The 26225-nt window shown below is 65.5% G+C and carries 18 protein-coding genes; 8 read left to right on the top strand and 10 right to left on the bottom strand.

The window, feature by feature from the left end; genetic code table 11:
• Positions 1-384, top strand: a complete 384-nt coding sequence (locus tag VN706_05965) for a four helix bundle protein (protein HXT15155.1) — start codon at positions 1-3, stop codon at positions 382-384.
• A gap of 56 nt (positions 385-440) precedes the next feature.
• Here the strand turns inward: VN706_05965 and pdxH are convergent, their stop codons facing one another.
• From pdxH to VN706_05950, 3 genes are read right to left on the bottom strand one after another with little or no spacing between them, the layout of a single operon-like run.
• Complete coding sequence (gene pdxH, locus VN706_05960) at positions 441-1040, bottom strand: pyridoxamine 5'-phosphate oxidase (GenBank protein HXT15154.1); 600 nt, start codon at positions 1038-1040, stop codon at positions 441-443.
• The gene (locus VN706_05955; GenBank protein HXT15153.1) at positions 1037-1807 is read right to left on the bottom strand and encodes an ABC transporter permease; all 771 of its coding nucleotides are present in this window, start codon (positions 1805-1807) and stop codon (positions 1037-1039) included. Before VN706_05955 ends, pdxH begins: the two co-directional genes overlap by 4 nt.
• Complete coding sequence (locus tag VN706_05950; protein HXT15152.1) at positions 1804-2856, bottom strand: ATP-binding cassette domain-containing protein; 1053 nt, start codon at positions 2854-2856, stop codon at positions 1804-1806. Before VN706_05950 ends, VN706_05955 begins: the two co-directional genes overlap by 4 nt.
• Before the next feature lie 117 nt (positions 2857-2973).
• On the opposite strand from VN706_05950, the gene VN706_05945 reads away from it, so the two are divergent.
• Positions 2974-3702: a TetR/AcrR family transcriptional regulator gene (locus VN706_05945; protein ID HXT15151.1), complete on the top strand. Its 729-nt coding sequence runs from the start codon at positions 2974-2976 to the stop codon at positions 3700-3702.
• Between the two features lie 4 nt (positions 3703-3706).
• Here the strand turns inward: VN706_05945 and VN706_05940 are convergent, their stop codons facing one another.
• Both VN706_05940 and VN706_05935 read right to left on the bottom strand, forming a co-directional pair.
• Positions 3707-4507 carry a TIGR00266 family protein gene (locus VN706_05940; protein HXT15150.1) on the bottom strand — a complete coding sequence of 267 codons (801 nt, stop codon included), beginning with the start codon at positions 4505-4507 and terminating at the stop codon, positions 3707-3709.
• A gap of 177 nt (positions 4508-4684) precedes the next feature.
• Complete coding sequence (locus VN706_05935; protein ID HXT15149.1) at positions 4685-7654, bottom strand: prolyl oligopeptidase family serine peptidase; 2970 nt, start codon at positions 7652-7654, stop codon at positions 4685-4687.
• Between the two features lie 169 nt (positions 7655-7823).
• Here VN706_05935 and VN706_05930 point away from each other — a divergent pair, with 169 nt between their 5' ends.
• A complete protein-coding gene (locus VN706_05930) occupies positions 7824-9260 on the top strand; it encodes a rhodanese-like domain-containing protein (protein HXT15148.1) in 1437 nt (478 codons plus the stop codon).
• Positions 9261-9269: 9 nt separating this feature from the next.
• Positions 9270-10520 (top strand): amidohydrolase family protein, encoded by a 1251-nt coding sequence (locus VN706_05925; protein HXT15147.1) that lies wholly within the window; start codon positions 9270-9272, stop codon positions 10518-10520.
• A 97-nt stretch (positions 10521-10617) separates the two neighbouring features.
• Here VN706_05925 and VN706_05920 read toward each other — a convergent pair whose 3' ends face one another.
• The 3 genes from VN706_05920 to VN706_05910 all read right to left on the bottom strand — a co-directional run bounded on the left by VN706_05920 (position 10618) and on the right by VN706_05910 (position 16579).
• On the bottom strand, positions 10618-11949 hold the full coding sequence (locus VN706_05920; protein ID HXT15146.1) for an APC family permease: 1332 nt from the start codon (positions 11947-11949) through the stop codon (positions 10618-10620).
• 69 nt (positions 11950-12018) lie between these two features.
• Complete coding sequence (locus VN706_05915; GenBank protein HXT15145.1) at positions 12019-13464, bottom strand: RagB/SusD family nutrient uptake outer membrane protein; 1446 nt, start codon at positions 13462-13464, stop codon at positions 12019-12021.
• Positions 13465-13561: 97 nt separating this feature from the next.
• The gene (locus VN706_05910) at positions 13562-16579 is read right to left on the bottom strand and encodes a SusC/RagA family TonB-linked outer membrane protein (protein HXT15144.1); all 3018 of its coding nucleotides are present in this window, start codon (positions 16577-16579) and stop codon (positions 13562-13564) included.
• Between the two features lie 338 nt (positions 16580-16917).
• Here VN706_05910 and VN706_05905 point away from each other — a divergent pair, with 338 nt between their 5' ends.
• The 4 genes from VN706_05905 to VN706_05890 all read left to right on the top strand — a co-directional run bounded on the left by VN706_05905 (position 16918) and on the right by VN706_05890 (position 22117).
• Positions 16918-17871: a homoserine kinase gene (locus VN706_05905; GenBank protein HXT15143.1), complete on the top strand. Its 954-nt coding sequence runs from the start codon at positions 16918-16920 to the stop codon at positions 17869-17871.
• Positions 17871-19166, top strand: coding sequence for a threonine synthase (gene thrC, locus VN706_05900; GenBank protein HXT15142.1), 1296 nt, complete (start codon positions 17871-17873; stop codon positions 19164-19166). The genes VN706_05905 and thrC overlap by 1 nt, the downstream gene beginning before the upstream one ends.
• Positions 19167-19263: 97 nt before the next feature.
• A complete protein-coding gene (locus tag VN706_05895) occupies positions 19264-20946 on the top strand; it encodes a peptidase dimerization domain-containing protein (protein HXT15141.1) in 1683 nt (560 codons plus the stop codon).
• 169 nt (positions 20947-21115) lie between these two features.
• Complete coding sequence (locus VN706_05890; GenBank protein ID HXT15140.1) at positions 21116-22117, top strand: hypothetical protein; 1002 nt, start codon at positions 21116-21118, stop codon at positions 22115-22117.
• A 97-nt stretch (positions 22118-22214) separates the two neighbouring features.
• Here VN706_05890 and VN706_05885 read toward each other — a convergent pair whose 3' ends face one another.
• Together VN706_05885 and VN706_05880 are read right to left on the bottom strand one after the other, a co-directional pair.
• On the bottom strand, positions 22215-25433 hold the full coding sequence (locus VN706_05885) for a glycosyl hydrolase (GenBank protein ID HXT15139.1): 3219 nt from the start codon (positions 25431-25433) through the stop codon (positions 22215-22217).
• Positions 25434-25551: 118 nt separating this feature from the next.
• On the bottom strand, positions 25552-26154 hold the full coding sequence (locus VN706_05880; protein HXT15138.1) for a helix-turn-helix domain-containing protein: 603 nt from the start codon (positions 26152-26154) through the stop codon (positions 25552-25554).
• Between the last annotated feature and the right edge of the window lie 71 nt (positions 26155-26225).

Raw genomic sequence — 26225 nt, 5'->3', positions numbered from 1 at the left:
ATGAACTCAACGCAAACATCCCGACGGGCTCCGACGAATCATCGCGAGCTCGAGGTATGGCGACTTGCCATGGAGCTGGTCGTCGAGATCTACGCCGCGACGAGCATGTTTCCCGCGGACGAGCGCTTCGGCCTGACATCGCAATTGCGTCGTGCGGCGGTTTCCATTCCGGCGAACATCGCCGAAGGAAAAGCGCGGTTCGGCACGGCCGAATATCGCCGGTTCGTCTCGATCGCCCGCGGCTCAGTTGCCGAGCTCGAAACCGAACTCGAATTGGCAGTACGACTCGGTTTCGTGCCTCGCGAACGTCTGCACACCGCTGTAGCTCAACTCGATGGCGTGAGCCGAATGCTGACAACGCTCGTCAAGCGTCTTTCCTCCTGACGCCCTGACGCCCTGACGCCCTGACGCCCCGACGCCCCGACGCCCCGACGCCCGCCTCACGGATACAACCGCCCAATCTCCCACCCCTCGCCACGCCGCGTATACCGATGCCGCACGTGCAGCCGGCTCGGCATGCTCTTCCAGAACTCGATCACCTCCGGAACGACGCGAAAGCCCGACCAGTACGGCGGCCGCGGGACCTCGCGACCCGAGAAACGTTGCTCCGTCTCGGCCAGCCGCCGAGCGAGTTCGTCGGCCTCCGCCATCACGCTGCTCTGCGTCGACGCCCACGCGCCGAGTTGGCTGCCCCGCGCGCGCGAGGCGAAGTACGCGTCGGCCTCCGCCGCCGAAACCTGTTCGGCGACGCCTTCGACCCGCACCTGTTCCTCGAGCGGCTGCCAATGGAAGCAGAGCGCGGCACGTTTCGTCGCAAGGAGCTCGCGCCCCTTGCGGCTCTCGTAGTTCGTGTAGAAGACGAACCCGCGCTCATCCACGTGCTTGAGCAGCACGATACGCAGACTCGGCCTCGCGCGCTCGTCCACCGTGGCGAGGGCCATCGCCGTCGGCTCGGGAAGGATTTCGCGCGGCAGCGCTTTCGCCGCCTCGAGCAGCATGCTGAAGCGCGCGAACGGATCGCGCGGCATTCCATCCATCATCCAATCGCTCTCTTGTAGAAGCTGCGCATTCCCAACACCCAAAACACCACGGCGATGATCACGAGCGCGAGCCCCACCGCGGCGAGCGGCATGTGCGGCACGTTCGGAGTCAGTGCGCCCCGCATTCCTTCCGCCACGTAGACCATGGGATTCACGAGCACGAGATACTTCATCACCGGCACGACGTCCAATCCCCGCCAAGGATAGTATGCACAGCCGAAGAAGAGCATCGGCGCGACGATCACGCTGAACATCAGCCCGATTTGCTGCGGAGGAATCGCCGTACCCAGCCACATGCCGAGCGATGAGAACGCAAACGATCCGAGCAGCACGATGAGCGCCACTTCGCCGCCGTGCGCAAGCGTCAGTCCCGCGATCGGGCCCATCACCAGGCGCGCGATCGGCAACACGAAGGCCGCGGCGATGGTGCCCTGAATCATCGCGGCCACAATTTTCTCCGCCGCGATGAGCGGCGTCGGCACCGGCGCGAGCAGGCGATCCTCGATCTCTTTCGTCCAGCCGAAATCCTGCACCATCGGCAGCGCGACCGACTGAATCGCTGACAGACTGAGGCTCACCGCGAGAATGCCGGGCAGCAGGACGGTCTGATAGCCCGGTTGCGAAAAGTTCATCTTCGGCAACAGGTAGCCGAAGACGATGACGAAGAGCAGCGGCTGCATCGTCGTCCGGATGAGGAAAAACAGAAGCTCTTTGCGCGCCACGCGTATGTCGCGCCGCAGCAGCGCGAAGAAGACGGAGACGTTCAATCGAGTTTCCTCCCGGTTCTCGCCACGAACAACGTCTCGAGGCTGGGTTCGGTGAGACTGACGTTGGTGACGTTCAAGCCGCCCTCTTCGGCGACTTGAATGACGGGGGAGATCACGCGGCCGCCGCGATCGCTGTAGACGCGGAGCACATCGCCGTGCGATTCGGCGCGCAGCACGCCGTCGAGCGTTCGCGTCGCCTCGAGCACGTTGTCCGCTGGACCGGAGAGGCTCACCTCGACAAGCGTGCCGCCCGGCGCGCGTTCCTTGAGCGCCTCGGGCGTGTCGAGCTCCAGCAGTTCTCCGCGGTCGACGATCGCGATGCGATCGCACAGCTTGTCCGCCTCTTCCATGTAGTGCGTCGTCATCACGATCGTACGGCCTTCCGCATGCAGCCCGCGCAGAATGTCCCAGAGCGAGAGACGCGTCTGCGGATCGAGACCGACGGTGGGCTCGTCGAGAAAGATCACGCGCGGCTCGTGAATGAGCGCGCGTGCGATCATGAGGCGCTGCTGCTGACCGCCTGACATCTCGTCGACTTTGGCGTTCGCCTTCTCAGCGATGTCGAGCTGCGCCAGCAGCGCATTGGCGCGCGGCGTCGCGACGGACGACGGAATGCCGAAGTACGCCGCGTGAAACACGAGATTCTCGAGCACGTTGAGACTGCGATCGGGATTGGGCCGCTGCGGGACGACGCCGATGCGTTGCCGCACCCCGACCGGATCCGATGCGACGTTGTGGCCGGCGATGAGCGCCGTGCCGGACGTCGGCTTCACACGTGTCGTGAGAATGCCGATCGTCGTCGTCTTGCCCGCGCCGTTGGGGCCCAGGAGGCCGAAGAACTCCCCTTCGCGCACCTCCAGATCGAGTCCCTGCAGCGCGATGACGTCGCCGCCAGGCGGACGAATTCCAGGTGGCATGCCCGGCATGCCCGGCATACCCGGCATGCCCGGCGCGCCCGATGGCGTCCGCCGTGACGGGCCGCCGCGCCGCTTCGTGGCGGGCGCGCCCGGATACACCTTCCGCAACGCGTGCGTTTCGATGGCGGCCATCGGCTCGTGGGTCTCGCGGTGAGAAGAAAAGAGAAAGGACGGATGCACGGCCGCCCTTGCAATTTCGGCGCGATCGTGCAAATGTGAATCGAGGTTCACATTTTTCCAAACGCGAATATGGATTCACATTCCCCCGCCGTCAAGCGTTCGCGACGCGCCGCGCCCCGCCCGCCCGACGCCGCGGCCGAATCGCTGCCCACCAAGCAGTCGCGCAGCAAGGAAACGATGACGAAGCTGCTCGACGCCGCGGAGGCCGTGCTCGCCGAGGGCGGCCTGGAGCAGGCGACCGTGCCGGCGATCGCCGCTCGAGCCGGCCTGTCCGTCGGCGTCGTCTATCGCCGCTTCCCTGACAAGGACGCATTACTGCGCGCGGTCTACGAGCGCTACTTCGAGCGAGCGCGCGCGACCGGCGCACATGCTGGCGATCCGCAGTGGTGGGAGGGCATCTCCCTCCCCGACACGGCGCGCACGGTCGTGAATTCGATCGTGGCGCAGCATCGGCATCACCGGCAGCTTCTGCGCGCGCTCACGACGTACACGCAGACCGCGGACGCCGAATTCCGGAAGCGTGTGGACGATCTCAACGCGCACAGCCTGCGAAACGTCGCATCGCTGCTGCTCCAACGACGCGCGCAGATCCATCATCCCGATCCGGAGCGCGCCGTGAGCTTTGGCCTCTTCATGGTCGCCGCGTCGATGCGTGCGGTGACGCAAGCCAGCGAGTCGTCGCTTCGCCCGTTCGGCATCGCCGAGGCCGACCTCGGCGACGAGCTCACGCGCATGTTCCTCACCTACTTGGGCGTACGCGGACGTCCGACGTTCAATCCGCTACTGCACCGTCGATGATCGATCAGCGATCGCCGTCGATCATCGATCCGAGCACGCCGCCGATGATGCCCGCCGCTCCCAACCGCTCGGCGCGATGATCGTGGCGGCCGGGCGCCGCGGCGAGAATGCGATCGGCCAGGCGCGAGAACGGCATCGTTTGAAGCAGGACGCGGCCGGGCCCGCGCAGCGCCGCGAAGAAGAGCCCTTCTCCGCCGAATAGCGCGGTCTTGATCCCCGGCACCATTTGAATGTCGTAATCGACTTGCGCTTCCATCGCGACCAGGCAGCCGGTATCCACGCGCAGCGATTCACCGGCGGCGAGATCGATCTCGTGGATGGTGCCGGATGCGTGAAGGAACGCCAGCCCGTCGCCCTCGATGCGCTGCAGGATGAATCCTTCGCCGCCGAAGAAGCCGGCGCCGATGCGTCGCGTGAACGCGATCGTCACGTTCGCGCCGCGCGCCGCGCAGAGAAACGAATCCTTCTGCGCGATGATCGTCCCGTTCCAGTCGCGGAGATCCACCGGCATGATCTTGCCGGGAAAGTGCGACGAAAACGCAACGTCCTGGCGGCGATTGCCGGCGTTGGCGAACGTCGTGACGAAGAACGTGTCCCCCGACAGCGCGCGCTTGGCGCCCTGAAACAGCTTGCCGAGCATGCCGCCGCCTTGCTGGTTCGGATCGAGCGTCGTGTTCATCACGATGCCGTCCTGCATGTACATCATCGATCCGGCTTCGGCCTGAACCATCTCGCCGGGGTCGAGTGTGATGATGACGGCCTGGAGGTCGTCGCCGATGAGACGGTAGTCGATTTGGTCAGCCATTGTGTCGGGGCGTCGGGGCGTCGGGGCGTCGGGGCGTCGGGGCGTCGGGGCGTCGGGGCGTCGGGGCGTATGGAAAGCAAAAGACACCGAACATCCGAAGATGTCCAGTGTCTTCGCAGTTATGCCCTTACGTCGTTTCGCCCATACGCCCCGACGCCTCGACGCCCATACGCCCCGTCAGGGCGTAATCCCCCCCGCCTGCACCGGCGCCGGCCCCAGCTGGTCCTTCCCCTTCGCGACGTACGGAATGCCGTGCACCATCCAATCCGGCGCCGGCGCGCCCATGAGCTTGTTGTCGAAGAACTGCTGCATGCGCATCGCGATGTCCTTCTGGTTCGCGCGGCTCGCCGGATTGTGGACGTCGTTGTTGTAATCGATGAAATACACTTCTTTGCCAAGCCGGCGCATGCCGACGAAGAATTCGATCCCCTGGTACCAGGGTACCGCGTCGTCGGCGTCGTTGTTCATGATGAACAGCGGCGTCGTGACGTTGCGCAGGTGGAAGAGCGGCGAGTTCTCGAGGTAGAGCTCGGGCGCGTCGACCAGCGGCTTGCCGATGCGGCTCTGGCCCGACTCGTACTGGCCGGCGCGCGAGATACCCGTGCCCCAGCGAATGCCGCCGTAGGCGCTCGTCATGTTCGCGACCGGCGCGCCCGCCATGGCGGCGGCGAACATGTGCGTCTTCGTGATCACGAACGCCGTCTGGTAGCCGCCCCACGACTGTCCTTGCAGGCCCAGATGCTTCTCATCGATGCCGCCCCTGGCGATGACGGCCTTCACGCCCGGCACGATCGAGTTGTACGCGCTCATGCCCGGATGTCCGTTCGAATACACGATGTCCGGCTCGAATACGACGTACCCGTTCGACACGTAGTGCGTCGGGTTGATGACGTTGCGGCCGTTCGGCGGCACGTAACTGTACAACCCGTTCGAGAGGATCTCGTAGTAGTACGAGATCATCGGGTACTTCTTCGACGGATCGAAACCGTCAGGCTTGTAAAGAATGCCCTTGAGCGGCTTGCCGTCGGCGCTCGTCCAACGCACGAGCTCCGCGGTGCCCCACTTGTAATCCTTCTGCTGCGGGTTCGCATCAGAGATCTGTGACAGGTTCGTGAGCGACGGACCGACCCACAGATTCGGGAACTCGACGAAGGTGCTCTTCGTCGTCATGTAGACGTCCGCGTTGGCGGCCTTGATCACCGGGCCATACGCCACGTTCGCCATCACGACTTTCTCCGGCGCTTTCTTCACGCCGAGCTGATCGCGGTAGTAGCCGCTCGCCATGGTCTCCTGGTCGACGGCGCGGAGGTCGATCACCTGATTCGCATCCAGCGCGCGATCTTCGGCGCTGCCCGCGCCGGCGCCGCCGCGACCACCGCCACCGCGACCACCGCGGCCGCCGCCCGCTTCCGCAAGACGGAACTGAATGTGGCTCTTGCGGCCGACCGAATCGGTGACGACGACCGCTTTCGTCGCGCCGCTCGGATCGAACTGCCACACGTCGTAGCGATCGTAGATCAGGACCGCGCCGTCGCCCTTCGTCCAGCCGGCCAGGCCCCACGCGGGCGGTTCAGCCGGATGATCGTCGGTCTCGTTGTCGAAGTGGACGTTCATCCCCTTGGTGAGGTTCACGGCCTTGGCGCTCGCGATGTTGTACGAGTACCAGCTCTTCTTGTTGTAGTAGACGACGTACTTCGCGTCCGGCGAGAGCGTCGCCTGCCCGTTGATCTTCTCGGCGATGAGCTTGCGGGTGTTCGTCGACGGATCGATCACGTAGACGTCCATGCCGCCGTCGCCCCACATTTGCTCGATCATGTAGCGCTCGCGCGAGTTCGCGAGACCGACGCGGCCGTCGTCGGACACGGTCACCTGCGGAATCGATTCGTCGGCGAGCTGCACCAGCTTCTTCGTCGCCGGATAGTAGATCGCCGCGTATGATGGATTGCGATCGCGCTGTGCGTTCAACTTCTGCGTCGGCTGGAGCGTCTTGTCCTTATAGTGCCAGAGATCGAACACCGCTTTGCCGACGAGCGAATCAGCCGGCACCGAGTCGATCGGCGGCGGCGCGACGTTGAACGTGATTGCCGTGCCGCTACGCGTGAAGGCGAGCGGACCCGCGTCCGCGATGTGCAAGCCGGTCGGCACCTGCGACGGCGCCACGAGCAACTGCGCCGCGCCGCCAGTAACGGGCGCTTCGTACAGCGAGAAGCGCGCGCCGCGGCGGCCGAATTCGTCCTTGTTCGAGAGGAAGATGATGTCGTGCTGCGCGTGATCGAACACCGGCGTGCGATAGTCGCCGTTGCCCGAGAGCAGCGTCTGCGTCGAGCCGTTCGCCATGTTGCGAATGAACTCGCCGTCCTTGGTGGAGTCGCGCGACACGACGCTGTAGGCGAGCACCTTGGCGCTATCGTCGAAGGCGTAGCCAAGAACGTCGCCGAGCTTCTCCTCGGTGCCCGTAGCGAGGTTGCGGAGTACGAGCAGCGAGCCGAACTGACGCCGGCCACCAGCAGCGCCTCCGCCACCGCCACGCCCACCACGTCCGCCGCGACCACCACCGTTCGCCGTCGGCGCAGCGCCCCCGGCGTTACCGGCGTTGCCCGTGACGCTATCGGATTCGGTGTAGGCGACCCAAGTGCCGTTGTCCTTCGCGACCCGCGCGTTGCGCGCACCGGAGATCGTCGTGGTTTTGCCGTCGGCGAGATTCACGATGACCAACGACTGGCGGTTCGCCGCGGCGCCGGGATTGCGGCCCATCTTTTCGACTTCGGCCTCGGACGGCTCAACGCTGACGATGACGAACCTGCTGTCAGCGGAGATCAACGCCGGTGGCGCGGTCGGACCGGTCGGCGCTTCTTCGCCCGTACCACCGGCCGGACCGCGAAGTCCGCCGGGGATGTTGTTCGGGCGCGAAAGGTATCCGCGCGGCACGCGATACTCCGTGTTGCCGGTCGTCGAGCGAATCACCAGCTCGCCGTCGCCGACCTGCGGGAGCAGCGTGTAAACGGCCCACTTGCCGTCGTTCGACAGCGCGGGCGCATTGATCGACTTCCACTTGTCCCAGTCGGCCTGAGTCAGCGCCTTCTTGGGCGCTTGGGCGAACGCGGCGACGGAGGGGAGAGTGAGCAACACAACAACGACCCGTTTCATGTGCATGGACATCGGTGGGTTGAAGGCAGGATGCGGCCGCCGTGAGGGCACTGAGCACCCGTGGGAGCGGGACGGACGACCGTATGTAGTGTTACGCCGTGTTCTGCACCGGCGTTGGTGACGCTGTATGCTCGTTGCAAACCCAGCCGCGACCGCCCATTCTCCTGCCATGCTCCTCGAACGCCTCTACGACGACGCGCTGGCCCAGGCGAGCTACCTCATCGGCTGCCAGGCGACCGGGGCGGCGATCGTGGTCGATCCCAATCGCGATATCCCCCGGTACATGGTGGCGGCCTCGCACGCGAAGCTGCGCATCGTCATGGTGACCGAAACGCACATTCACGCGGACTTCGTGTCCGGCGCGCGCGAGCTCGCGTCGCGAACGGGCGCGAAACTGCTGTTGTCGAGCGGTGGCGGCGACGAGTGGCACTATGGCTTCGCGGCAACCGACCATGCTCGGCTGCTGCGTGACGGCGACACGATCGACGTCGGCGAAGTGCGGCTCACCGTGCGCCACACGCCCGGCCACACGCCGGAACACCTCTGCTTCGTCATCACGGACACCGCGATGAGCGACCGGCCCGTCGGCATGCTGACGGGCGATTTCATTTTCGCCGGCGATGTCGGGCGGCCGGATCTGCTCGAGCGCGCGGCACATCAAACCGGAACGATGGACGTGCTCGCGCGGTCGCTCTTTCATTCGATCGCATCAACGCGCGATCTGCCCGACTACCTGCAGCTCTGGCCCGGCCACGGCGCGGGCTCGGCATGCGGTAAATCACTCGGCGCCGTTCCGTCGACGACGATGGGCTACGAGCGCCTGGCGAATTGGGCCTTTCAGACGAGCGATGAGGACGCGTTCGTCCGCGAGGTCTTGTCCGGCCAGCCCGAGGCGCCGGGTTATTTCGCGCGCATGAAGGCGGTGAATCGCGACGGACCACCGCGCGCCGCGGATGTGTCGCAGCGGCTGCCGGCGATGGATCTCGCCGGGTTGCGGCGCGCGATCGGCGAAGGCGCGTCGATCGTCGACGTGCGATCGACCGCCGACTTCGCCGCCGGCCACATTCCGGGCACGCTCAACATTCCGGTCGGGACGTCCTTTCCAACGTGGGCGGGATCACTGCTGTCGTACGATCGGGACATCGTGCTGTTGGCCGACGACGATGACCGCGTGCGGCGCGCGCGCACGATGTTGGCGCAGGTCGGGCACGATCGCGTCGTCGCCGTCGCGGGCCGAGACGTCCGCGACGCCTGGGCGAGCGAGGTCGGCCCATTGCAGCGTGTCGAACAGATCGACGTCGTTGGCCTTGCGGCGGCGCACCACCGGCTCGTCGTCGACGTTCGCGGTACGCCCGAATGGGATGCCGGACACTTGCCGCAGGCCGAGCATCATTATCTCGGCGAGCTGGCGGCGTCGCTGGACCAGGTGCCGCGCGACACGCCGATCGCGCTGCATTGCCAGGGCGGCACGCGCTCGGCGATTGCGGCGAGTGTGCTTCAGGCGAAAGGTTTTACGCAGGTCGCCAACGTGACGGGCGGCTTCCGGGCCTGGCAACGTGCCGGGCTGCCGGTCGTCGATGAGCATTCTGATATACCAACAAACTAATTAAATAATATGTATACTCGTTTCATCATCCCGCTTCTGGCCGTTCCCGCCGTGCTCGCCGCGCAGGGCCGCGGCGGCCGTCCCGCCGCGCCGGTTGGTCCGCCGACGCTGCTCGTGCCCGACCGTGTCTGGGACGCCGTCGCCGATGCGCCGCACGACGGCTGGGCGGTGCTCGTGCGCGGCGACAAGATCGAGGCCGTGGGGCCGCGCGCGCAGATCACCGTGCCGCCGGACGCCACGACGATCGCTCTGCCGGGCACCACGCTCCTGCCCGGTTTGATCGAGGGGCACGGCCATCTGCTCTTGCACCCGTACAACGAGACGTCGTGGAACGATCAGGTGCTGCACGAGCCGCTCGCGTTGCGCGTCGCGCGCGCCGTCAACCATGCGAAAGCGCAGCTCATGGCCGGCTTCACGAGCGAACGCGACCTCGGCACCGAGGGCGCCGGGTACGCCGACGTCGGCCTGCGCGACGCGATCAATCAGGGCATCGTCCCCGGTCCGCGCATGTGGGTCGTGACGCGCGCCATCGTCGTCACCGGCGAGTATGCGCCCAAAGGCTTCACGCCCGAGTACGCGGACGTCATTCCACAGGGCGCCGAGGAAGCGAATGGCGTCGAAGGCTTCACACGCGTCGTGCGCGATCAGATCAAGCACGGCGCCGATTGGATCAAGATCTACGCGGACTATCGCTGGGGGCCGAACGGCGAAGCAATGCCGGGCCCGACGCAGGAAGAGTTCGACGCCGCGGTACGCGTGGCCGAGAGCAGTGGACGACACGTCGCGTCGCACGCGACCACGGCGGAAGGAATGCGTCGCGCCATTCTCGCCGGCGCGAAGACGATCGAGCACGGCGACAACGGTACGCCGGAGGTGTTCAAGCTCATGGCGGAACACGGCGCGTGTTTCGTGCCCACGGTGTCGGTCGGCAATCGCAATACGAGCAAGCAAAAGCTCAAGTACGCCATGGATGCCGGCGTGACGATCTGCAGCGGCGCGGACTCCGGCCCGCTCGCGCACGGCGACAATGCGAAGGAAGTCGAAGGCCTCGTTGAGAACGGCCTGACGCCGCTTCAGGCGTTGCGCGCCGCCACCGTGAACGATGCCAAGATGCTCGGCATGGGCGAGCGGCTCGGCGCCGTGAAGACGGGGTATCTCGCCGATCTGATCGCGGTGCAGGGCGATCCGACGAAGGACATCATGGCGATCAGTACGGTGCCGTTCGTGATGAAGGCGGGGGTGGTGTACAAGAAGCCGTGACCAAACGGACGTCATCCCGAGCGAAGGCGCGGAGCCCCGGAGTCGAGGGACCCCCTTCTCGCCGCGCTTCGCTCGCTCGGGATGACGACGAACGAGCTCAGGATGACGACGGCCGTTGAGCCAGTCGATAGACGATCGGTCCGAGAGCCATCGCGACCGCCGTCCCAATCACCGCCGGCACGCCGTATTCGCCATCTCTAAACGAAATCGCGATCACGCCGAGGAGGACGACCATGGGCAGCGCCGCGAGCAACGCGACACCGCCGCGTCCAATCGGAATGCGAAACGCGCCGCGCAGCTCCGGTTCGGTGCGTCGCAGCCGCACGAGCGCTCCGAACTCGAGAAACAACGCGAACGAATACAGCAGCACGTCCGCCACGACGAGCTTGCCGAACGGCACGAGCACGAAGATCGAGTAGCATACCGCCGACACGAGCACCGCGTTCCGCGGCGTGCCTCGCTCGTCGACGCGCGCGAGCGGCGCGGGCAGCAAACGATCCTGCGCGAGCACGAGCGGAATACGCGAGTAGGACAACAGCAGTGCGTTGAACAACGACAGCGCGCTCACCATGCCGGCGAGTGCGAGCCATCCCGCGATGACGCGGCCAGGCATTCCGGTGACCGCGGCCCGCGCGATGTCCGGCCAGTCCCCGTCGCTCCACGTCGTCCAATCCGTCGCCGACAGCGCCGGCAGAAGCGCGACGAAATAGCCGATCGTCACGAGCGGCAGCGCGAACGCCAGCGCGCGCGGATACGCGCGTGACGCGTCCCGCACTTCGCCCTGCACCGTCGACGCGTTGTCCCAGCCGATGTAGTTCCACAACGCGATCGACAATCCTACAGCGACGCCGCCAAATCCATGCGCTTCGCCGGACGCGAACGGATGCCACGGCACATGCGTCGCGTGCGGCAGCGCGCCGAGCGCCATGGCAAGGAACCCGGCGACGATGAACACACCGGTGACGATCGACGTCCGGCCGACGCGCACGGCGCCGCGCAGATTGATTGCCGTCGCGCCCCAGATCACCGCGAGCGACACGATCCAGCGCGTCGAATCGCTCAAGCCCGGCACGAAGTACCGCAGATACTGATTGAACAGCTCCGGATAGAGCGCCATGTCGACGAGCGAATACATCCACGTGAGCCAGCCGTTCTGAAACGCCCAGAATCGGCCGAACGCGCGATCGACCCAGCGATAGTAGCCCCCCTCCTCCGGCAGCATGCTCGCGAGCTCGCCGACGATGAGCACTTCCGGCACCGACCACACGATCGGCACGAGCAGCAGAATCAAGAGGCCAAGACCCGGCCCCACGGAATGAATCAACGTCTCGGTGGTGTACGGTCCTCCCGATGTGCAGAAGAAGAGGATGAACACCAGCGAGAGCGTTCCGACGCCGCGCTGGAGCGCGGTGCGTGCCTGGAGTGCCATGGGGGGAGAAAGTAATGCGCCCGCCCTCGATCGAGGGCGGGCGCATTCACTCGTCGTGTGGAAGTCCGATCAGCACCCGGGCGCTTTGAGCGACGCGTCGGCGTTCGCGCGCTGCAGACACTCGGCTTGCGGGATCGGCAGGTTGGCGACGACGACGTGCGTCGGCGCGTCGATCGTGAGCTGATTCAACCGACCGAAGCGGCGCATGTCGATCCACCGATGGCCCTCGAACATCAGCGACCAGCGTCGGTTGTACAGCAGCTCGTCCAGGAAGTCGGACTCGCTGGTGAATGCCCCGCGCGCATCGAGGCCGCCGGACTTCGTGCGAATGAGGTTGATGTCGGCGAGCGCGCCCGTCTGATCGCCCGTGTAGTAGCGGGCTTCGGCACGGAGCAGGATCAACTCCTCGTTGCGAATGATCGCGATCGGGTCGGTTCGCTGCGCGGGCTGGGCGAAGTCGAACTTCGTCGCGACACCCGCGACGTTGGTCGGCGGCGCCTTCGCCGCGGTGAGGGTGATGATCTTCGTCGTGAATCGCGTGTCTTTGGCGCCCGCCGCGTTGACGAGCACACCGCTGTCCGACTTGGCGTGCGCGACGATCGCCGTCGTGGCCGCGTTGCTGTTGCTGTTCGCGACGTCGCCCGCCGCCGCCGAGTAGACGTTGTAGAACCCGAGGCTCATCGACGCGGCGGGATCCAGGAACGACGCCGAGAGGTTCGTGAGCACCGTCTGGTAGCACGCTGCGCTGCGCGCCGCGCCGCATCCGGACAGCCCCAACGATGCGCGATACGCGTTCACACGCGCCGCGAGGGCGCGGTTGAACTTGATCACGTCGGCCGGAACCGCCGCTTTGCCGGTGATGCTGAACCCCGAGGGCAGCGTGAACGGGAACGAGCCGCCGCCGTTCGACAACTCCGTCTGCGCCTGGTTCAACGTTCCGACGACGTACGCGAACGCCGAGTCGCGCGACACGAACGGGGCGAGCTTGTTCGGGTCGGCGTACACGTCGACGGGCGTGCCCAGCTTGTCGCGGGTGTTGATCAGGTACAACACGCTCAACGCCATCTCGGTGTGCATCAGCCCGCGCAGCGCGTTCTTCTGCGCGTCGCTGAAGACCGAGCCCGACGCCTCGATCACGCTCAGCGTGTTGAACGCATCGCGCATGGTGAAGTAGGGACCTGACCACAACGAGACGCCGCCGAAGGACGTGCCGTTGCTGACGTCGGACGTCAGCCACCCCGTCGTGTTGCGGCCTTCGGTGGGCGTGTAGTTGTACGCCTCGCGACCGAGGATGCCGACGCCGAGCACGTACCCCGGCATATTGCCGCGGTCGTCGCGCAGCACGCCGGTGGCGAGCAGCGGAATCGCCGCGACGGGATCGGCGGTGATCGATGAAACGGTCGGACTTTGAAAGTTCGGCACCGTCAGACGATCGGCGCAGGCGGCCAGTACCACAGCGCCCGCGGCGACCGCGACCATGCCAGGCTTCACGGAAGCCCTCAACATGCGGCTCATGAATTCAGTCCTCGAAAAGGTCGAAGAGGTCGAAGAAGTCGGAGAGGTTCGTTCGTGTGAGTGATTTCGCATTCTCATTCCCGGTGATCGCACTGGCTCAGTAGCCAATGTCGATGCCGAACAGGAAGCTGCGCGTCGGCGGGAACGGCGCGAGATCGACGAAACGGACGACGTTCTGGTTGCCGAAGTTGTTCACTTCCGGATCGAAGCTCCAATACTTCGTCCACGTGTAGAGATTGCGGCCGCTGAACGACAGCCGCGCGTTCTGCGAACCTGGCAGCAGTCGCTGCGTGAAGCGCGACGGGAATGGATACGACAGCGTGACCTCGCGGAGCTTGAGGTACGAACCGTCCTCGATGTACGCACCGGCGTTGCGCCCGGCGTTCCACGAGTTGTAGCGGAACGCGCCCAGCGTCTTGCCGACCGTGGTGTTGGGCGAGGCCTTGTCGTAATCCCACGAATTGCCGCCTTCGTCGAACAGGTTGTTCGTCATGTCCGACACGTAGCCGCCCTTTCTCCAGTCGAGGAGCGTGTTGATCGTCAGGCCGCGAATGTTGAAGTCGTTGCCGAATCCCATCTGGAAGTAGGGATTGGCGTCGGCGAGCACGGTGTCGATGACGGTGCCGTCCGCGTGCGTGAGGTTGCCCCAGATGAGCGTGGAGCGATACCCGCGCGCGATGCGGCCGCGGCCGTACTGCGCGCCGAAGCCCGAGCTCGGAACGACGAAGTCGGCAACCGACGTCGGCAGGGAGACGATGCGCGACTGGTTGGCGTAGTACTGCGTGCGCGACGTCCAGGTGAAGTTCTTGTTGCGGACGGGCAGCAACGTCATCGCGAGCTCGACGCCCGCCGTCTTCATCGTGCCGCCGTTGATGTAATCGTTGCTGAAGCCGCTCGACGGCGACAGCGGCGCCTGCAACAGCATGTCGCTGATGATCCGCGTGTAGTAGCTGGTCTCGAGACCGATGCGGTTCTCGAAGAACGAACCGTCGATGCCGATCTCCGACTCGCGCATCTTCTCCGGCTCGATGTTGCCGTTGCCGATGATCGACGGCTCGGCGATGGCGTTGCGGCCGTCGTAGATGCCGTTCGACACGAGCACGTTGTCGCGGAGACCGTACAGCGGCTGATTGCCCGAAATGCCGAGCGAGCCGCGGAGCTTGATCTCGTCCGCGTGCGGCAGAATGTTGACGAAGCGATACGCCGCCGACACCGCCGGCCAGTTGAACCACTTCTGGCGATCGCCGTTCACGCTCGACCGCTCGGAGCGCACGTGCGCCGACGCCGACAGGCGATCGTTGAGGCCGAGGAATTCTTCGCTCAGATAAAACGCTTCGTTGCGGATGACCGACTTGTTCTGCGCGAGCGTCGGCGTTCCCTGGTTGATCTCCTGCACGCTCGGCAGCAACCCGCGCGCCGTGACCGAGAAGCTGTTGATCGCGCGATCCTCGTACTGGAAGCCACCCGAGGTCGTGGCCGACGTCAGGCCCGGCAGCCACCGATTGTTCGTGGGCGTGTACGTGTGGACCAGGTTCAACGAACTGTTATACATGCGGACCTGGCCTTCGGCCTCGACCGCCGTACCCGGCAGACCATCGTCCGGCTCGAACTGGAGATAGTTCGGCGAATACGTCTCGCCGTTCGAGTCGTAGCGGTCGAAGCCGCCCATGGCGCTGAACTGCAGCGTCTGCGTCGTGTTCGACCACGCATTGAAGCGCGCCTGCCCGCTGCCGACCTGACGCCACACGTCTTCATCGTCCTTCACCGCGGCAATCGTCTGGAACGGATTCGAGCCCGTGCTCAGCACGTCCCGCAGCAGGATGTTGTCGATCGGTTTGCCGTTCGGACCGAGCTGGCGAAGATCGACGACGGCCGGCGTGTAGCCGAACGCGTAGATCGGGCTCGTGAACGTGTTGTCGTTGTTCGAAATGCCGCGCGCCGTCTGGCTGCGGTAGATCGCAGCCGAGGAGCTCAGCGTCCAACGGCTGCCGAGGGCCTGATCGAGATTCAGACGAACGTCCTGCCGGCGCGCGCCGGTGTTCATCATCGTGCCAGGATCCTTCTTGTCGTTGGCCGACACGAAGTACTTCGTCACGTCGGTACCGCCGCTCAGCGCCAGCGCCGTCTCGTTCGCGAGCGCGCGCTGGCCGTAGAGCTGTCCCTGATAATCGAAGTACGGGCACGGGTTGGACGGGCAGTACTTCGCCGCGTCCGCCGTTCCGACGACCGAGGCGAGGTCCGCCTGCGACTGGAACCGGCGCGAACCGAGCAGACGATCGGCCGAGTTCGTGCCCATGCGCTCGGTGAGGTGGAACTGCGTCGTGCCGCTGTGACCACGCTTGGTCGTGATGAGCACGACGCCGTTCGTCGCCATCGACCCGTAGATCGCCGACGCCGCGGCGCTCTTGAGAATTTGAATGTTCTCGATCTCGTCCGGATTCAGATCGGCCAGACGGTTGACCGCGTTGTCCTGGTTCGACGTGGCGCCCGACCCACTCGCGCGCGTCACGGCGTTGATACCAGCCGAGAACGCGTCGTTCGAGAAGATCACGCCGTCGACCACGAACAACGGCTGCCCGTTGCCAAGGATGGACGTGACGCCGCGAATCTGAATCTGGCCGCCGCCGCCCGGCGCGCCCGAGTTCATGTTGATCGTTGCGCCGACGACTTTGCCCTGCAGCGCATTCTCGAGCGATGCGGACGGCGCTTCGGCGAGCTTGTCGCCCGCGACCGTCGACACGGCCGTCGACACGTTTTGCCGTTCCTGCGTGGTCGCGGTGCCGGTGACGACGACTTCGTTCAGCTGCAGCGCTTCTTTCGTCATCTCGACGTCGAGCGTCGTGCGCGCGCCGTCCACGTCGATCTCCCGCCGCTTGTAGCCAAGTCCGCGGAAGAGAAGCTTCACGGACGACGACGGCAGCGCAATGTGATAGCGCCCGTCGGCGCCCGCCTGGGCGATCGCGGTTCCGTTGACGACGCTGACGAGCGCACCAGGAATGCCCTGTTGCGTTGCGTCATCATAGACGCGACCCGTGAGCGTTCTGCCCTGAGCGCTGGCGGCCGGCGCAATCGCGGCCACGAACAAGAGAGCGAGGGAGGATACGGTTCGACGCACGGTCGACACCTCGGGAGAGTGGTGGGGGAAGCGGTGGCGCGTTCAATCGGTGAATCACGGAGTGCCGGGCGAGTTGAGGCACGCCGCAAGTCCACACCGAGCGCTTACATCGTCGCTTACACTCGTATGCGGCTCCAACCTTGTATACAGCCTTCTCGTCACATGCAAAGGCCGATGTATCCCGCCGACACGATGATTGTCAAGAAGCATGTAAGCGAAAGACAGCGCAAAGATTGGATAAAATCGTGTCATCGTTTGACGCCGCTCCCGTCGCCCCATCACCGCCTCTTCCGTCCCTTGCGAGATTGCAGCGCATCGTGAGCAACCGAAGCGACCCCGTGAGTGCCGTACGCTCGTTCGCGCGTTCGTCGGCGCGCGCCTTCGCTCCCGGCGGCATCGGCAACCTCGGGCCGGGACTAGACATACTCGGTTGCGCCGTCACTGGACCGGGCGACTCCGTGCGCGCGTCGTTCAGCGACCAGCCCGGCGTTCTCGTCGCCGATGCGGGCCATCCCGATCTCTCGACCGACGCCACCACGCATGCGTCGGCAATCGCCGCATCAGAGGTGTTGCGTCGCGCCGGCGCGCGAGACGTCGGTCTCGTGTTACATGTGACCAAAGGGCTCCCTCTCGCCGGCGGACAAGGCGGCAGCGCCGCGTCGGCACTCGCCGGTGCGGCGGCCACCAACGCATTGCTCGACGATCCCCTTTCGCGCGACGAATTGCTGATGGCGGCGCTCGTTGCCGAAGAGCGCGTCGCCGGGCGGCATATCGACAACCTCGCGCCGTCGCTGTTCGGCGGCGTGCTGCTCATTCGTTCGATCGAGCCGCTGTCGTTCGTTTCGTTACCCGTGCCGGATGCACTGCGCGTGGTGCTCGTCCATCCACGGATGCAACTCCGCACGGCTGATGCGCGCGCCGTATTGCCCGCGACCATCGATCGCCAAACCGCGCTCGCGCAGGCGGCCGCGGTTGCGGCGATGGTCGCGGCCTTCTATTCCGGCAACATCGACGCGCTGCGCGGGACGATCGACGATCGCATCGCGGAGCCGGCGCGTGCCAGACTATTGCCCGGATTCATCGACGCGAAGCACGCCGCGCTCGACGCCGGCGCGCTCGGCTGCTCGATCTCGGGCGGCGGTCCGTCGGCGTTCGCGTTCGCCGACGGCGATGCGAGTGCGCGCCGGATCTGCGATGCAATGATCGCGGCGTATGACGCGGCCGGCATGCGCGCGACCGGCCGCGTGGCGGAGATCGATCGCGAGGGAACGAGAATCGTGGAGACGACGTAATGCCGAAGCACGCGGGATCGTTGCAGCGATGCGAACAATGCGGCGCCGAGTTGAGCGAGCACGATGCGGCCGCGTCGTGTCCGGTGTGCGACGGGCTCCTGGAGCTCGTACATCCGCCGCGCCACGACGCGTCGACGCTCAAGTCGGCGTTCGCATCTCGCCGTTCGGCGATGACGGGCGTCGATCGATCCGGCGTGTGGCGCTATCGCGAGCTGGTGCTGCCGTCGGTACGGCCTGCCGACATCGTCAGTCATCCCGAGGGGAACACACCGCTCCTCGCACGCGAGCGCATCGCCCGGTTCACGAGCGTCACCGGACTGCTGATCAAGCACGAGGGGCACAATCCCACCGGATCATTCAAGGATCGCGGAATGGCGGTGGCGATGACGCAGGCGAAGCGCACCAACGCGCGCGCCGTCGCATGCGCGTCGACCGGCAACACGTCGGCGTCGCTCGCGGCTTATGCGGCGCAAGCGGGGATTCCCGCGCTGGTGTTCGTGCCCGCGGGCAAGGTCGCGCTGGGCAAGATCGCGCAGACGATGGCGTACGGCGCGCGTACGCTCATCGTGCACGGCAACTTCGATGACTGCCTCGCGCTTGCGCGCGAATCGAGCCACGTACTCGGCATTCAACTGCTCAATTCGGTGAATCCATTCCGGCTCGAGGGACAGAAGACGATCGTGCTCGAGCTGCTGGAGCAGCTCGATTGGGTCGCGCCCGATTGGATCGCGCTGCCCGCGGGGAACCTCGGCAACACCGCGGCGTTCGGCAAAGCGCTTCGTGAGGCCCACGCGATTGGGTTGATCGATCGCGTCCCGCGCGTGCTCGCCGTGCAGGCGTCGGGCGCGGCGCCGTTCGCGGCGAGCTTTCGCGGCGACTTCCGCAAGCAGCTGCGCGTCGAGCCCGAAACGGTCGCGACCGCGATTCGCATCGGCGCGCCGGCGTCGTGGAATCGCGCGGTGCGCACCATTCGCGAAACCAACGGCGTCGTCACCGACGTGAGCGATGCGCAGATTCTCGAAGCGAAAGCCGTGATCGATGCCGCCGGAATCGGGTGCGAGCCCGCAAGCGCGGCGAGCGTCGCCGGCGTCGTCGCAATGCGGCGCGAAGGCGTGATCGGCGACGGTGCATCCGTCGTCGCGGTGTTGACCGGACACGTGCTCAAGGATCCGGAAGCGGTCGTGCGGTATCACCAACACACCGATCCGATCCCGGCGCTGGCCAATCGGCCGATCGAGATCGAGCCCGACGTGCACGCCGTCGAACGCGTGCTCGCGTCTGTCGCGAGTGGATGAGCGCACGGGTGGTTGCGGCGGCCGCGAATGGCGTGAAGAATTCTCAGGTCTCGCCGCTCCATCCTCGCCGACGTCTTCCCCGGAATTCAAAAATTCAATGCGTTCACGATTCGACATCGTTCGTGCGTCACTCGCCGCGGCGCTCACCGTGACCAGCCTTCCCGCGCTTCTCGCCGCCCAGCGCGGAGGCGGCGGGCCGGACAACCGCCCTGAAGTCACCTTCCCCGTCAACCTTCCCGCCGACGACGCGCATCTCGCGTCCATGAAGAAGGACGCCGAGCGTCTGGTCGACAGCATGGCCACCTTCACGCAGCAGATGGTGGACATGGTGTACAGCTTCGGCGAGCTCGGCATGCAGGAAGAAGAAACCACGAAATATCTCACCGGCATTCTCGAGAAGAACGGCTTCAAGGTGCAGCACGGATTCGCCGGGGTGCCGACGGCATGGGTGGCCACATGGGGCTCCGGCAAGCCGATGATCTCGCTCGGCTCCGACGTCGACGACATTCCGCAGGCGAATCAGAAGCCCGGCGTCGGCTATAAGGATCCACTCATCACCGGCGCACCGGGACACGGCGAAGGCCACAACGCCGGCGTGCCGATGAACATCACCGCCGCGATCGCGGTGAAGAAGATCATGGAGCGCGAGCACATTCCCGGCACGATTCAGCTGTGGCCGGGCATTGCCGAGGAGCAAATGGCGGCGAAAGCGTACTTCGTGCGCGCCGGCATGTTCAAGGACGTCGACGTCGTGTTGTTCGCGCACATCTCGAGCGACATGGGCGTGTCGTACGGCAACTCGGGCCAGAACGCGCTCATCAGCGCGCGCTTCAACTTTCTGGGATCGAGCGCGCACGCCGCCGGCGCCCCGTGGGCCGGCCGCAGCGCGCTCGACGCCGTGGAGCTCATGGACGTCGCGTGGAATTTCCGGCGCGAGCATCTCGCGCTCACCCAGCGCTCGCATTACGTGATCACCGACGGCGGCGATCAGCCGAACGTCGTGCCGCCGACCGCCGCGGTGTGGTATTTCTTCCGCGAAACCGATTCGCCGAAGACGGAAGCACTCTTCGCGCTCGGCGACACGATCGCTCGCGCCGCGGCGATGATGACGAGCACGCGCCTTGCGTCCGTCGACATCCTCGGCTCGGGATGGTCGGGGCACTTCAACAAGGTGATCGCCGAGGACATGCTCCAGAACATCAAGGCCGTGGGCATGCCGCAGTGGGATGACAAGGACCAGACGCTCGCGCGCGGCATTCAGCGCGAGTTGCATCAGCGCACCGTCGGGCTGCCGTCGAACGTGCAGCAATCGCTCAACGCACCGCCGCGCGAGCAGGATCTGCGCGGCGGCGGCAGCGACGACATCGGCGACGTGTCGTGGAACGTGCCGACCGTTACGCTGCGGTTTCCCGGCAACATCCCGGGTCTGCCGGGGCACAACTGGGCGAATGCGATCTCGATGGCGACGCCCATCGCGCACAAGGGCGCGACGGCCGGCGCGAAAGTACAAGCGTTGACGACGCTCGATCTGATGACCAAACCGTCCGTCGTCACGCAGGCGTGGGACTATTTCCGCAACGTGCAGACGAAGGACATCAAGTACTTTCCGCTGATGCGCGCCGAAGACAAACCGGCGATCTGGCTCAACAAATCGATCATGGACAAGTACCGCCCGGAAATGCGCAAATACTATTACGATCCGACGAAGTACAAGACCTATCTCGATCAGCTGGGGATCAAGTATCCCACGGTGCGTGATACGACGAAGGCCGTGCCGTGAGGTGAGGAAGCCAGGACCTTTTCGAGCACTGTCGATCGCAGCGAGTACCATTGTCACGTTGGGGGCGTGCCATACGGCGCCCCCAACGTCGTCTGCGCCGGTGCCGAGCACGGATTCGACACACGCGCCGCCGTCCGCCCCCGCGAGCGACGCGACGAGGACGCGCGAGGTGACGACACGGTTCTACGGCCATCGCGACTACGGTAGTGAGTCGCAGTTCAATCCGCTCTCACTTGTCGTGAACGGCGGGTTCGATCAGCTGCGCACCTCGCCGACACGGCCGATCTTTCGGCTCGCGTATGGGCCAGGATTTCATTCCCTGTGGTACTCGGTGCTGCATTACGATGCGGTCGTCCGTCACTTCGGCGTGCGCAACTGGCTGGTCGACGAGGTCTTTCCGTTGTCCGGCAAGAGCAGCGGCGGCGGGCAGTGGTATCCCAACTACCATCTGCACCTGTTCGGCGGCGGCGCCACCTACGCCGAGATGGTGGAGTGGTACGAGCAGCACGGCGTGGCGCACCCGGAGATCGCGTCCGGATTCACGATGTACGCGTGGCATTTGCTCACCGAGACCGTGGAGCACATCGGCTTCTGCTGCGAGAACGAAGACAGCCTCACGGATCTCACGATCTTCGACCTCGGCTCGATCATCCTGTTCAACCAGGATTGGGCGAAGCGGCAGTTCGGCCGGGCGCTCGAGTTCAAGACGTGGATGGGGCAGCCGACGATGATCGGGCCGAATTTAGAGAATGCTTATATGATGGCGATGGCGCGCACCGAGCTTCCGGGCACGACCAACTGGCGCGCGATCAACACGTTCGGCAACGCGTTTCTCTTCGGTCCGTCGCGCCGCGTGGGCGCTGACTATTGGGTTTCGGCGACGGCGGGCTTCGATCCCTCGGACAACCCCGTGATCGATCCCGCGACGAACAAGAAGACGGTGACGCTTCAACCGAACTTCGGCTTCTTCGTCGACCGTCAAGGGTCGCTGCTGGCGTCGCTCGTCTCGAAGGGCGGCAGCACGAACGGCGTGACGCTGAACGTCTATCCTGGTGTGCTCACGTGGCGTGGGGTGTCGCCGGGATTGTGGGTGCAGCAGGTGCGAACCGGCGGGATGCGCTACGGCATCGTGTCGCCGTGGGGACTCGGACTGGGCGTCCTGCAGCGCTGAGGGGCATCCTGAGCGCAGCGAAGGACCCCGGTCGCAGCGGAGCGCTCCGCTGCGACCGGGGTCCTTCCCTTCGCTACGCTCAAGATCAGGATGACAATTAGCTAATCCCTTCTCGCCTTGGCGCCGGCGCTTCGACATCACTCGGCACGATCTCCGGCTGCCCCGCCGCCTTGAGCGCCGCATTGAGCTTCATCAGGTCGAGCATGATGCGCTTGTAGCGCGCATCCTCGGTCTGGAACTTCGGCGCCAGCACCTTGAACACGTCGTAGGACTGCGGCGGCGGCCGACGCTCGCCTGCCGTGACGAAGCCCAGCAGCGCCGCGAGCTGATTGTTGATGCGGATCGGGAAGTTGAGTGGATCTTCCCCGCTCTGGTTGCGCGTCTGGTAGATCGAGTCCTCGACGTTCGAGAGTTGATCCTCGAACGACTTCGCCATCGCGCCGAAGCTGGGCGTGCCCGACATCTTCTGCGCGCGGTCCTCGAGCTGGCGCTTCACGTTGCGAATGACGCGAATGGCTTCGTTCGCCGCGCTCACGCTGTCACGCACCTGCAGGCCGAACCGCAATTGCTCGGCGAGATCGGCATTCGTCGCCTTGGTCTGCGGATCCTTGCGCACGACCAGCTTCTCGCTGAGCGGGGCGTTGTTTCCCACGATCACGTGCACCGTGTACGTGCCCGGCGCGGCGAACGGGCCCGACGTCGAACCCTGCCACAGAATCATGTTCTGGAACGTGGTCGCGTCGGGATACTGCAGATTCCAGGTATACCGATTGAGCCCGGTGCGCGTCGTGACGCGCTGCTGGCCGCCGAAGCCGCCCCGGCCGCCGCCCCGCCCACCCTGCGCGGCCACGGTATCCGTTGATGAGTATTTTCTAATAAGCTTGCCGGCCGGATCGAACAGCTCGATCGTCACCGGCGCGTTGTCGTGCGCGAGACGATACTGAATCGACGCGCCGGTCGCGCGGTAGGCGGGCGCGGGCGTATACAGGAAATCCTTCCCGGCGCGCTCCGCGGCCTCGGCCTCGGGCGCCTGGCGCAACAATGCCAGGTTCTCCATGACCCAGAAAGCGCGTCCGTGCGTGGCGATCGCCATGTCGTCGTCGCGCAGCGCGATGTCGTGCACGGGCACCGGCGGCAGATTCTTCTTGAGACTCTCCCAATGCGCTCCGGCGTCGCGCGACATCCACATCCCGCGCTCGGTCGCCGCGTACAGGAGGCCCGGCTTCACCAGGTCCTCACGAATCGACCGGGTGTATTCGCCGTTCGGAATGCCGTCATTGATGCGCGTCCACGTCGCGCCGTAATCCGTCGTCTTGTACAGATAGGGCGCGTAGTCGTCGAGCTGATACCGGTTCGCCGCGACCCATGCCGTGCCCGGGTTGTGCGGCGACGGATCGATGATCGAGATGCGCGTCCACGGCGCCAGTCCCTTGGGCGTCACGTTCTTCCATGTCTTGCCGCCGTCGCGCGTGATGTGAATGAGCCCGTCGTCCGAGCCCGCCCAGATCAGCCCCGCGGTGATCGGCGACTCCTGCAGCGCGAAGACCGTGGCGTAGTACTCGATCGACGTCTGGTCCTTGCTGATCGGACCGCCCGAGGGTCCCAGCGTCGCCGGATCGTGCTTCGTCAGATCGGGCGAGATGATCTGCCAGGTCTTGCCCTTGTCAGAGGACTTGAATACCACGTTCGACCCGACGTACAGCACGTTCGGATCGTGCGGCGAGTTCATGATCGGGAACGTCCACTGGAAGCGATACTTCGAGTCCTTCGCGTCGTGGCCCATCGGATTGAGCGGCCACGGATCGAGACGGCCGCGCTCGCCCGTCGCGCGGTTCTGCATGTCGATCACGCCGCTGTAGTTGCCGCCGAACGTGACGTTCGGATCGGTCGGGTCGGACGCCATGTAGCCCGACTCACCGCCCGCCGCGGGATAGAACTCCGAGTAGGGCGACGCCGGAGCGGCCGGCGCACCACCGCGTCCACCACCGCCGCCACCACCGCCGCCGCGCCCGAACCCGGCGGGCTGACGAATTGGGCCGCACTGCGACCCCGCGTCCTGCTTCGCGCCACAGACGTCGAACGGCACCTTGTTGAGCAGATGCACATGATAGAACTGGCCGGTCGGTGTATTGACGCGCGTCATGTTCGCGCCGCCGTCCGTCGTCGTCGATGCACCCTGATCGTACACGATCGCCATACGCTTCGGATCGTTCGGCGCAATCCACAAATCGTGATTGTCGCTGCCGCCGCGCACGGGCGCCTGCACGAACGTCTTGCCGCCGTCCCGCGAGATGAACGTGCCCACGTTCAGGCTGTAGACGACGTTCGTATCCTTGGGGTCCGCGAACACGCGCCCGAAATACCAGGCGCGCTGCCGAATGTCGCGGCTCTGATTCAAGAGCGTCCACGTCGTACCCGCATCATCCGAGCGATACACACCGCCGCCCGGCTCGTTCTCGATCAGCGCCCAGATGCGGTTCGGCTTCGCCGGCGAGATCGCCATTCCCACGTTGCCGATCAACCCGCTCGGCAAACCGGTGTTGTGCGTGATCTCCGTCCAGTGCTCGCCGGCATCGGTCGACTTGAAGATGCCGCCGCCGGTCCCGCCGCTGATCAAGAGCCACGGCTTGCGCCCGGCCTGCCACAGCGCCGCATAGAGCACATCGGGATTCGACGGGTCCATCTGCAGCTCGATCGCGCCAGTCGAATCGTTGCGGAACAGCACCTTCCGCCAGCTCTTGCCGCCGTCCGTCGTCTTGAAGACGCCGCGCTCGGCATTCGGTCCCCAGACGTGGCCGAGCGCCGCGACGTACGCGACGTCGGGATTTCGCGGATCGATCCGAATGCGCGAGATCTGCTGCGTTTCCTTGAGGCCGAGCGAGGCCCAGGTCTTCCCGCCGTCGGTGGTCTTCCAGACACCTTCACCGTACGAGACGTTGCCGCGAATGGGATACTCGCCGCCGCCGACCCAGACGACGTCCGGATTCTTCTGATCGACGGCGATCGCGCCGATCGTGCCGCCGAAATACTTGTCGGTTACCGGCACGGCCGACTTGCCGCCGTCGGTAGTCTTCCAGACGCCGCCGCCCGTGGTGCCGAAATAGTACTCGTTGGGCCGAGCGTCGGAGCCGGCAACGGCAACCATGCGGCCGGAGGCGTCGGGTCCGATGTTGCGCCAGGAAACGTCGCCGGAGTTGGCGGTGTCCGCGCCAGAACCTGCACCGGCACCGCGGCCGCCGCGTCGACCCTGGGCGCTCAGGAACGCGGGAATCAAGAGCGCGACGAGAGCGCCGCGCGTCAACGTTGAGAATGACATGACTCTCGAGAGGTAGGGATAGAAAAGAGGTGCCCGGCTCGTGGGCACCCATGAACGATACGCAATCACCCGCGACTTGTTGAGCGCCTGCTGTAGACTCGACTCCTGTCGCACCCTGTTACGGCCGCGCCCAGGCTCCCCGCCCATAGCCGCGGAGCAGGGTCGTCACGTTGCGCTGCACCGCGGTCGCGGCATCGCCCTCGCGGTGGATCGCCCACGATAAAAGCGCACCGGTGGCAATCGACTCGATCGCACCCGCCAACTCATCCGCCCCAACGCCCGCCAGCTCGCCGTCGTGCAGCGCCTCTTCCACGAGCTTCCGGTAGCCGGCGCGCGCTCGCGTCGCGTGCTCGACTCCGTGACTCCGAAACTCTTCGTCGTCGGGGTCCGCCTGCAAGAATGTCAGTTGACTCGCGAGCTCGCTGGGGGCGCCGACGATGTGCGCGACGGCGCTCGCGGCCGCGATCAGGGCTGCGACGGGCGAATCGAACTCCGCTCGCGCCTGTGCGAACGCGGCCTCGACTCGCTGCGCAGACGCGCCGGTGAGCGCCAACAGCAAACCGCGCTTCGACCCGAATCGCTGAACGATCGTCGCGGGCGACAACCTCGCCTCGGCGCCGACGTCGGCTAGCGTAAGGGCCGCAAACCCCGCTCGTCCGACGATGCGTTCGGCCGCCGCGATGATGTCTTCGTCAGAAACCGTGCGCGGTCTCGGACTCATAACGGATAATATAAATGCTTATTCATTTATATTGTATGTCGCGGTTCTCCAACACTATAAGAATTGAGAAG

The sequence above is a fragment of the Gemmatimonadaceae bacterium genome (genome assembly GCA_035606695.1).
Classification (GTDB): domain Bacteria; phylum Gemmatimonadota; class Gemmatimonadetes; order Gemmatimonadales; family Gemmatimonadaceae; genus JAQBQB01.
This window is presented reverse-complemented; position numbering and strand designations above follow the sequence as displayed.

Coding starts and splice junctions, on each gene's coding strand:
- VN706_05920 (HXT15146.1), bottom strand. CDS start 11,949: ATGGCACTCCAGGCACGCACCGCGCTCCAGCGCGGCGTCGGAACGCTC.
- VN706_05885 (HXT15139.1), bottom strand. CDS start 25,433: ATGTCATTCTCAACGTTGACGCGCGGCGCTCTCGTCGCGCTCTTGATT.
- VN706_05945 (HXT15151.1), top strand. CDS start 2,974: ATGGATTCACATTCCCCCGCCGTCAAGCGTTCGCGACGCGCCGCGCCC.
- VN706_05940 (HXT15150.1), bottom strand. CDS start 4,507: ATGGCTGACCAAATCGACTACCGTCTCATCGGCGACGACCTCCAGGCC.
- VN706_05925 (HXT15147.1), top strand. CDS start 9,270: ATGTATACTCGTTTCATCATCCCGCTTCTGGCCGTTCCCGCCGTGCTC.
- VN706_05915 (HXT15145.1), bottom strand. CDS start 13,464: ATGAGCCGCATGTTGAGGGCTTCCGTGAAGCCTGGCATGGTCGCGGTC.
- VN706_05935 (HXT15149.1), bottom strand. CDS start 7,654: ATGAAACGGGTCGTTGTTGTGTTGCTCACTCTCCCCTCCGTCGCCGCG.
- VN706_05895 (HXT15141.1), top strand. CDS start 19,264: ATGCGTTCACGATTCGACATCGTTCGTGCGTCACTCGCCGCGGCGCTC.
- pdxH (HXT15154.1), bottom strand. CDS start 1,040: ATGATGGATGGAATGCCGCGCGATCCGTTCGCGCGCTTCAGCATGCTG.
- VN706_05965 (HXT15155.1), top strand. CDS start 1: ATGAACTCAACGCAAACATCCCGACGGGCTCCGACGAATCATCGCGAG.
- VN706_05930 (HXT15148.1), top strand. CDS start 7,824: ATGCTCCTCGAACGCCTCTACGACGACGCGCTGGCCCAGGCGAGCTAC.
- VN706_05950 (HXT15152.1), bottom strand. CDS start 2,856: ATGGCCGCCATCGAAACGCACGCGTTGCGGAAGGTGTATCCGGGCGCG.
- VN706_05880 (HXT15138.1), bottom strand. CDS start 26,154: ATGAGTCCGAGACCGCGCACGGTTTCTGACGAAGACATCATCGCGGCG.
- thrC (HXT15142.1), top strand. CDS start 17,871: ATGCCGAAGCACGCGGGATCGTTGCAGCGATGCGAACAATGCGGCGCC.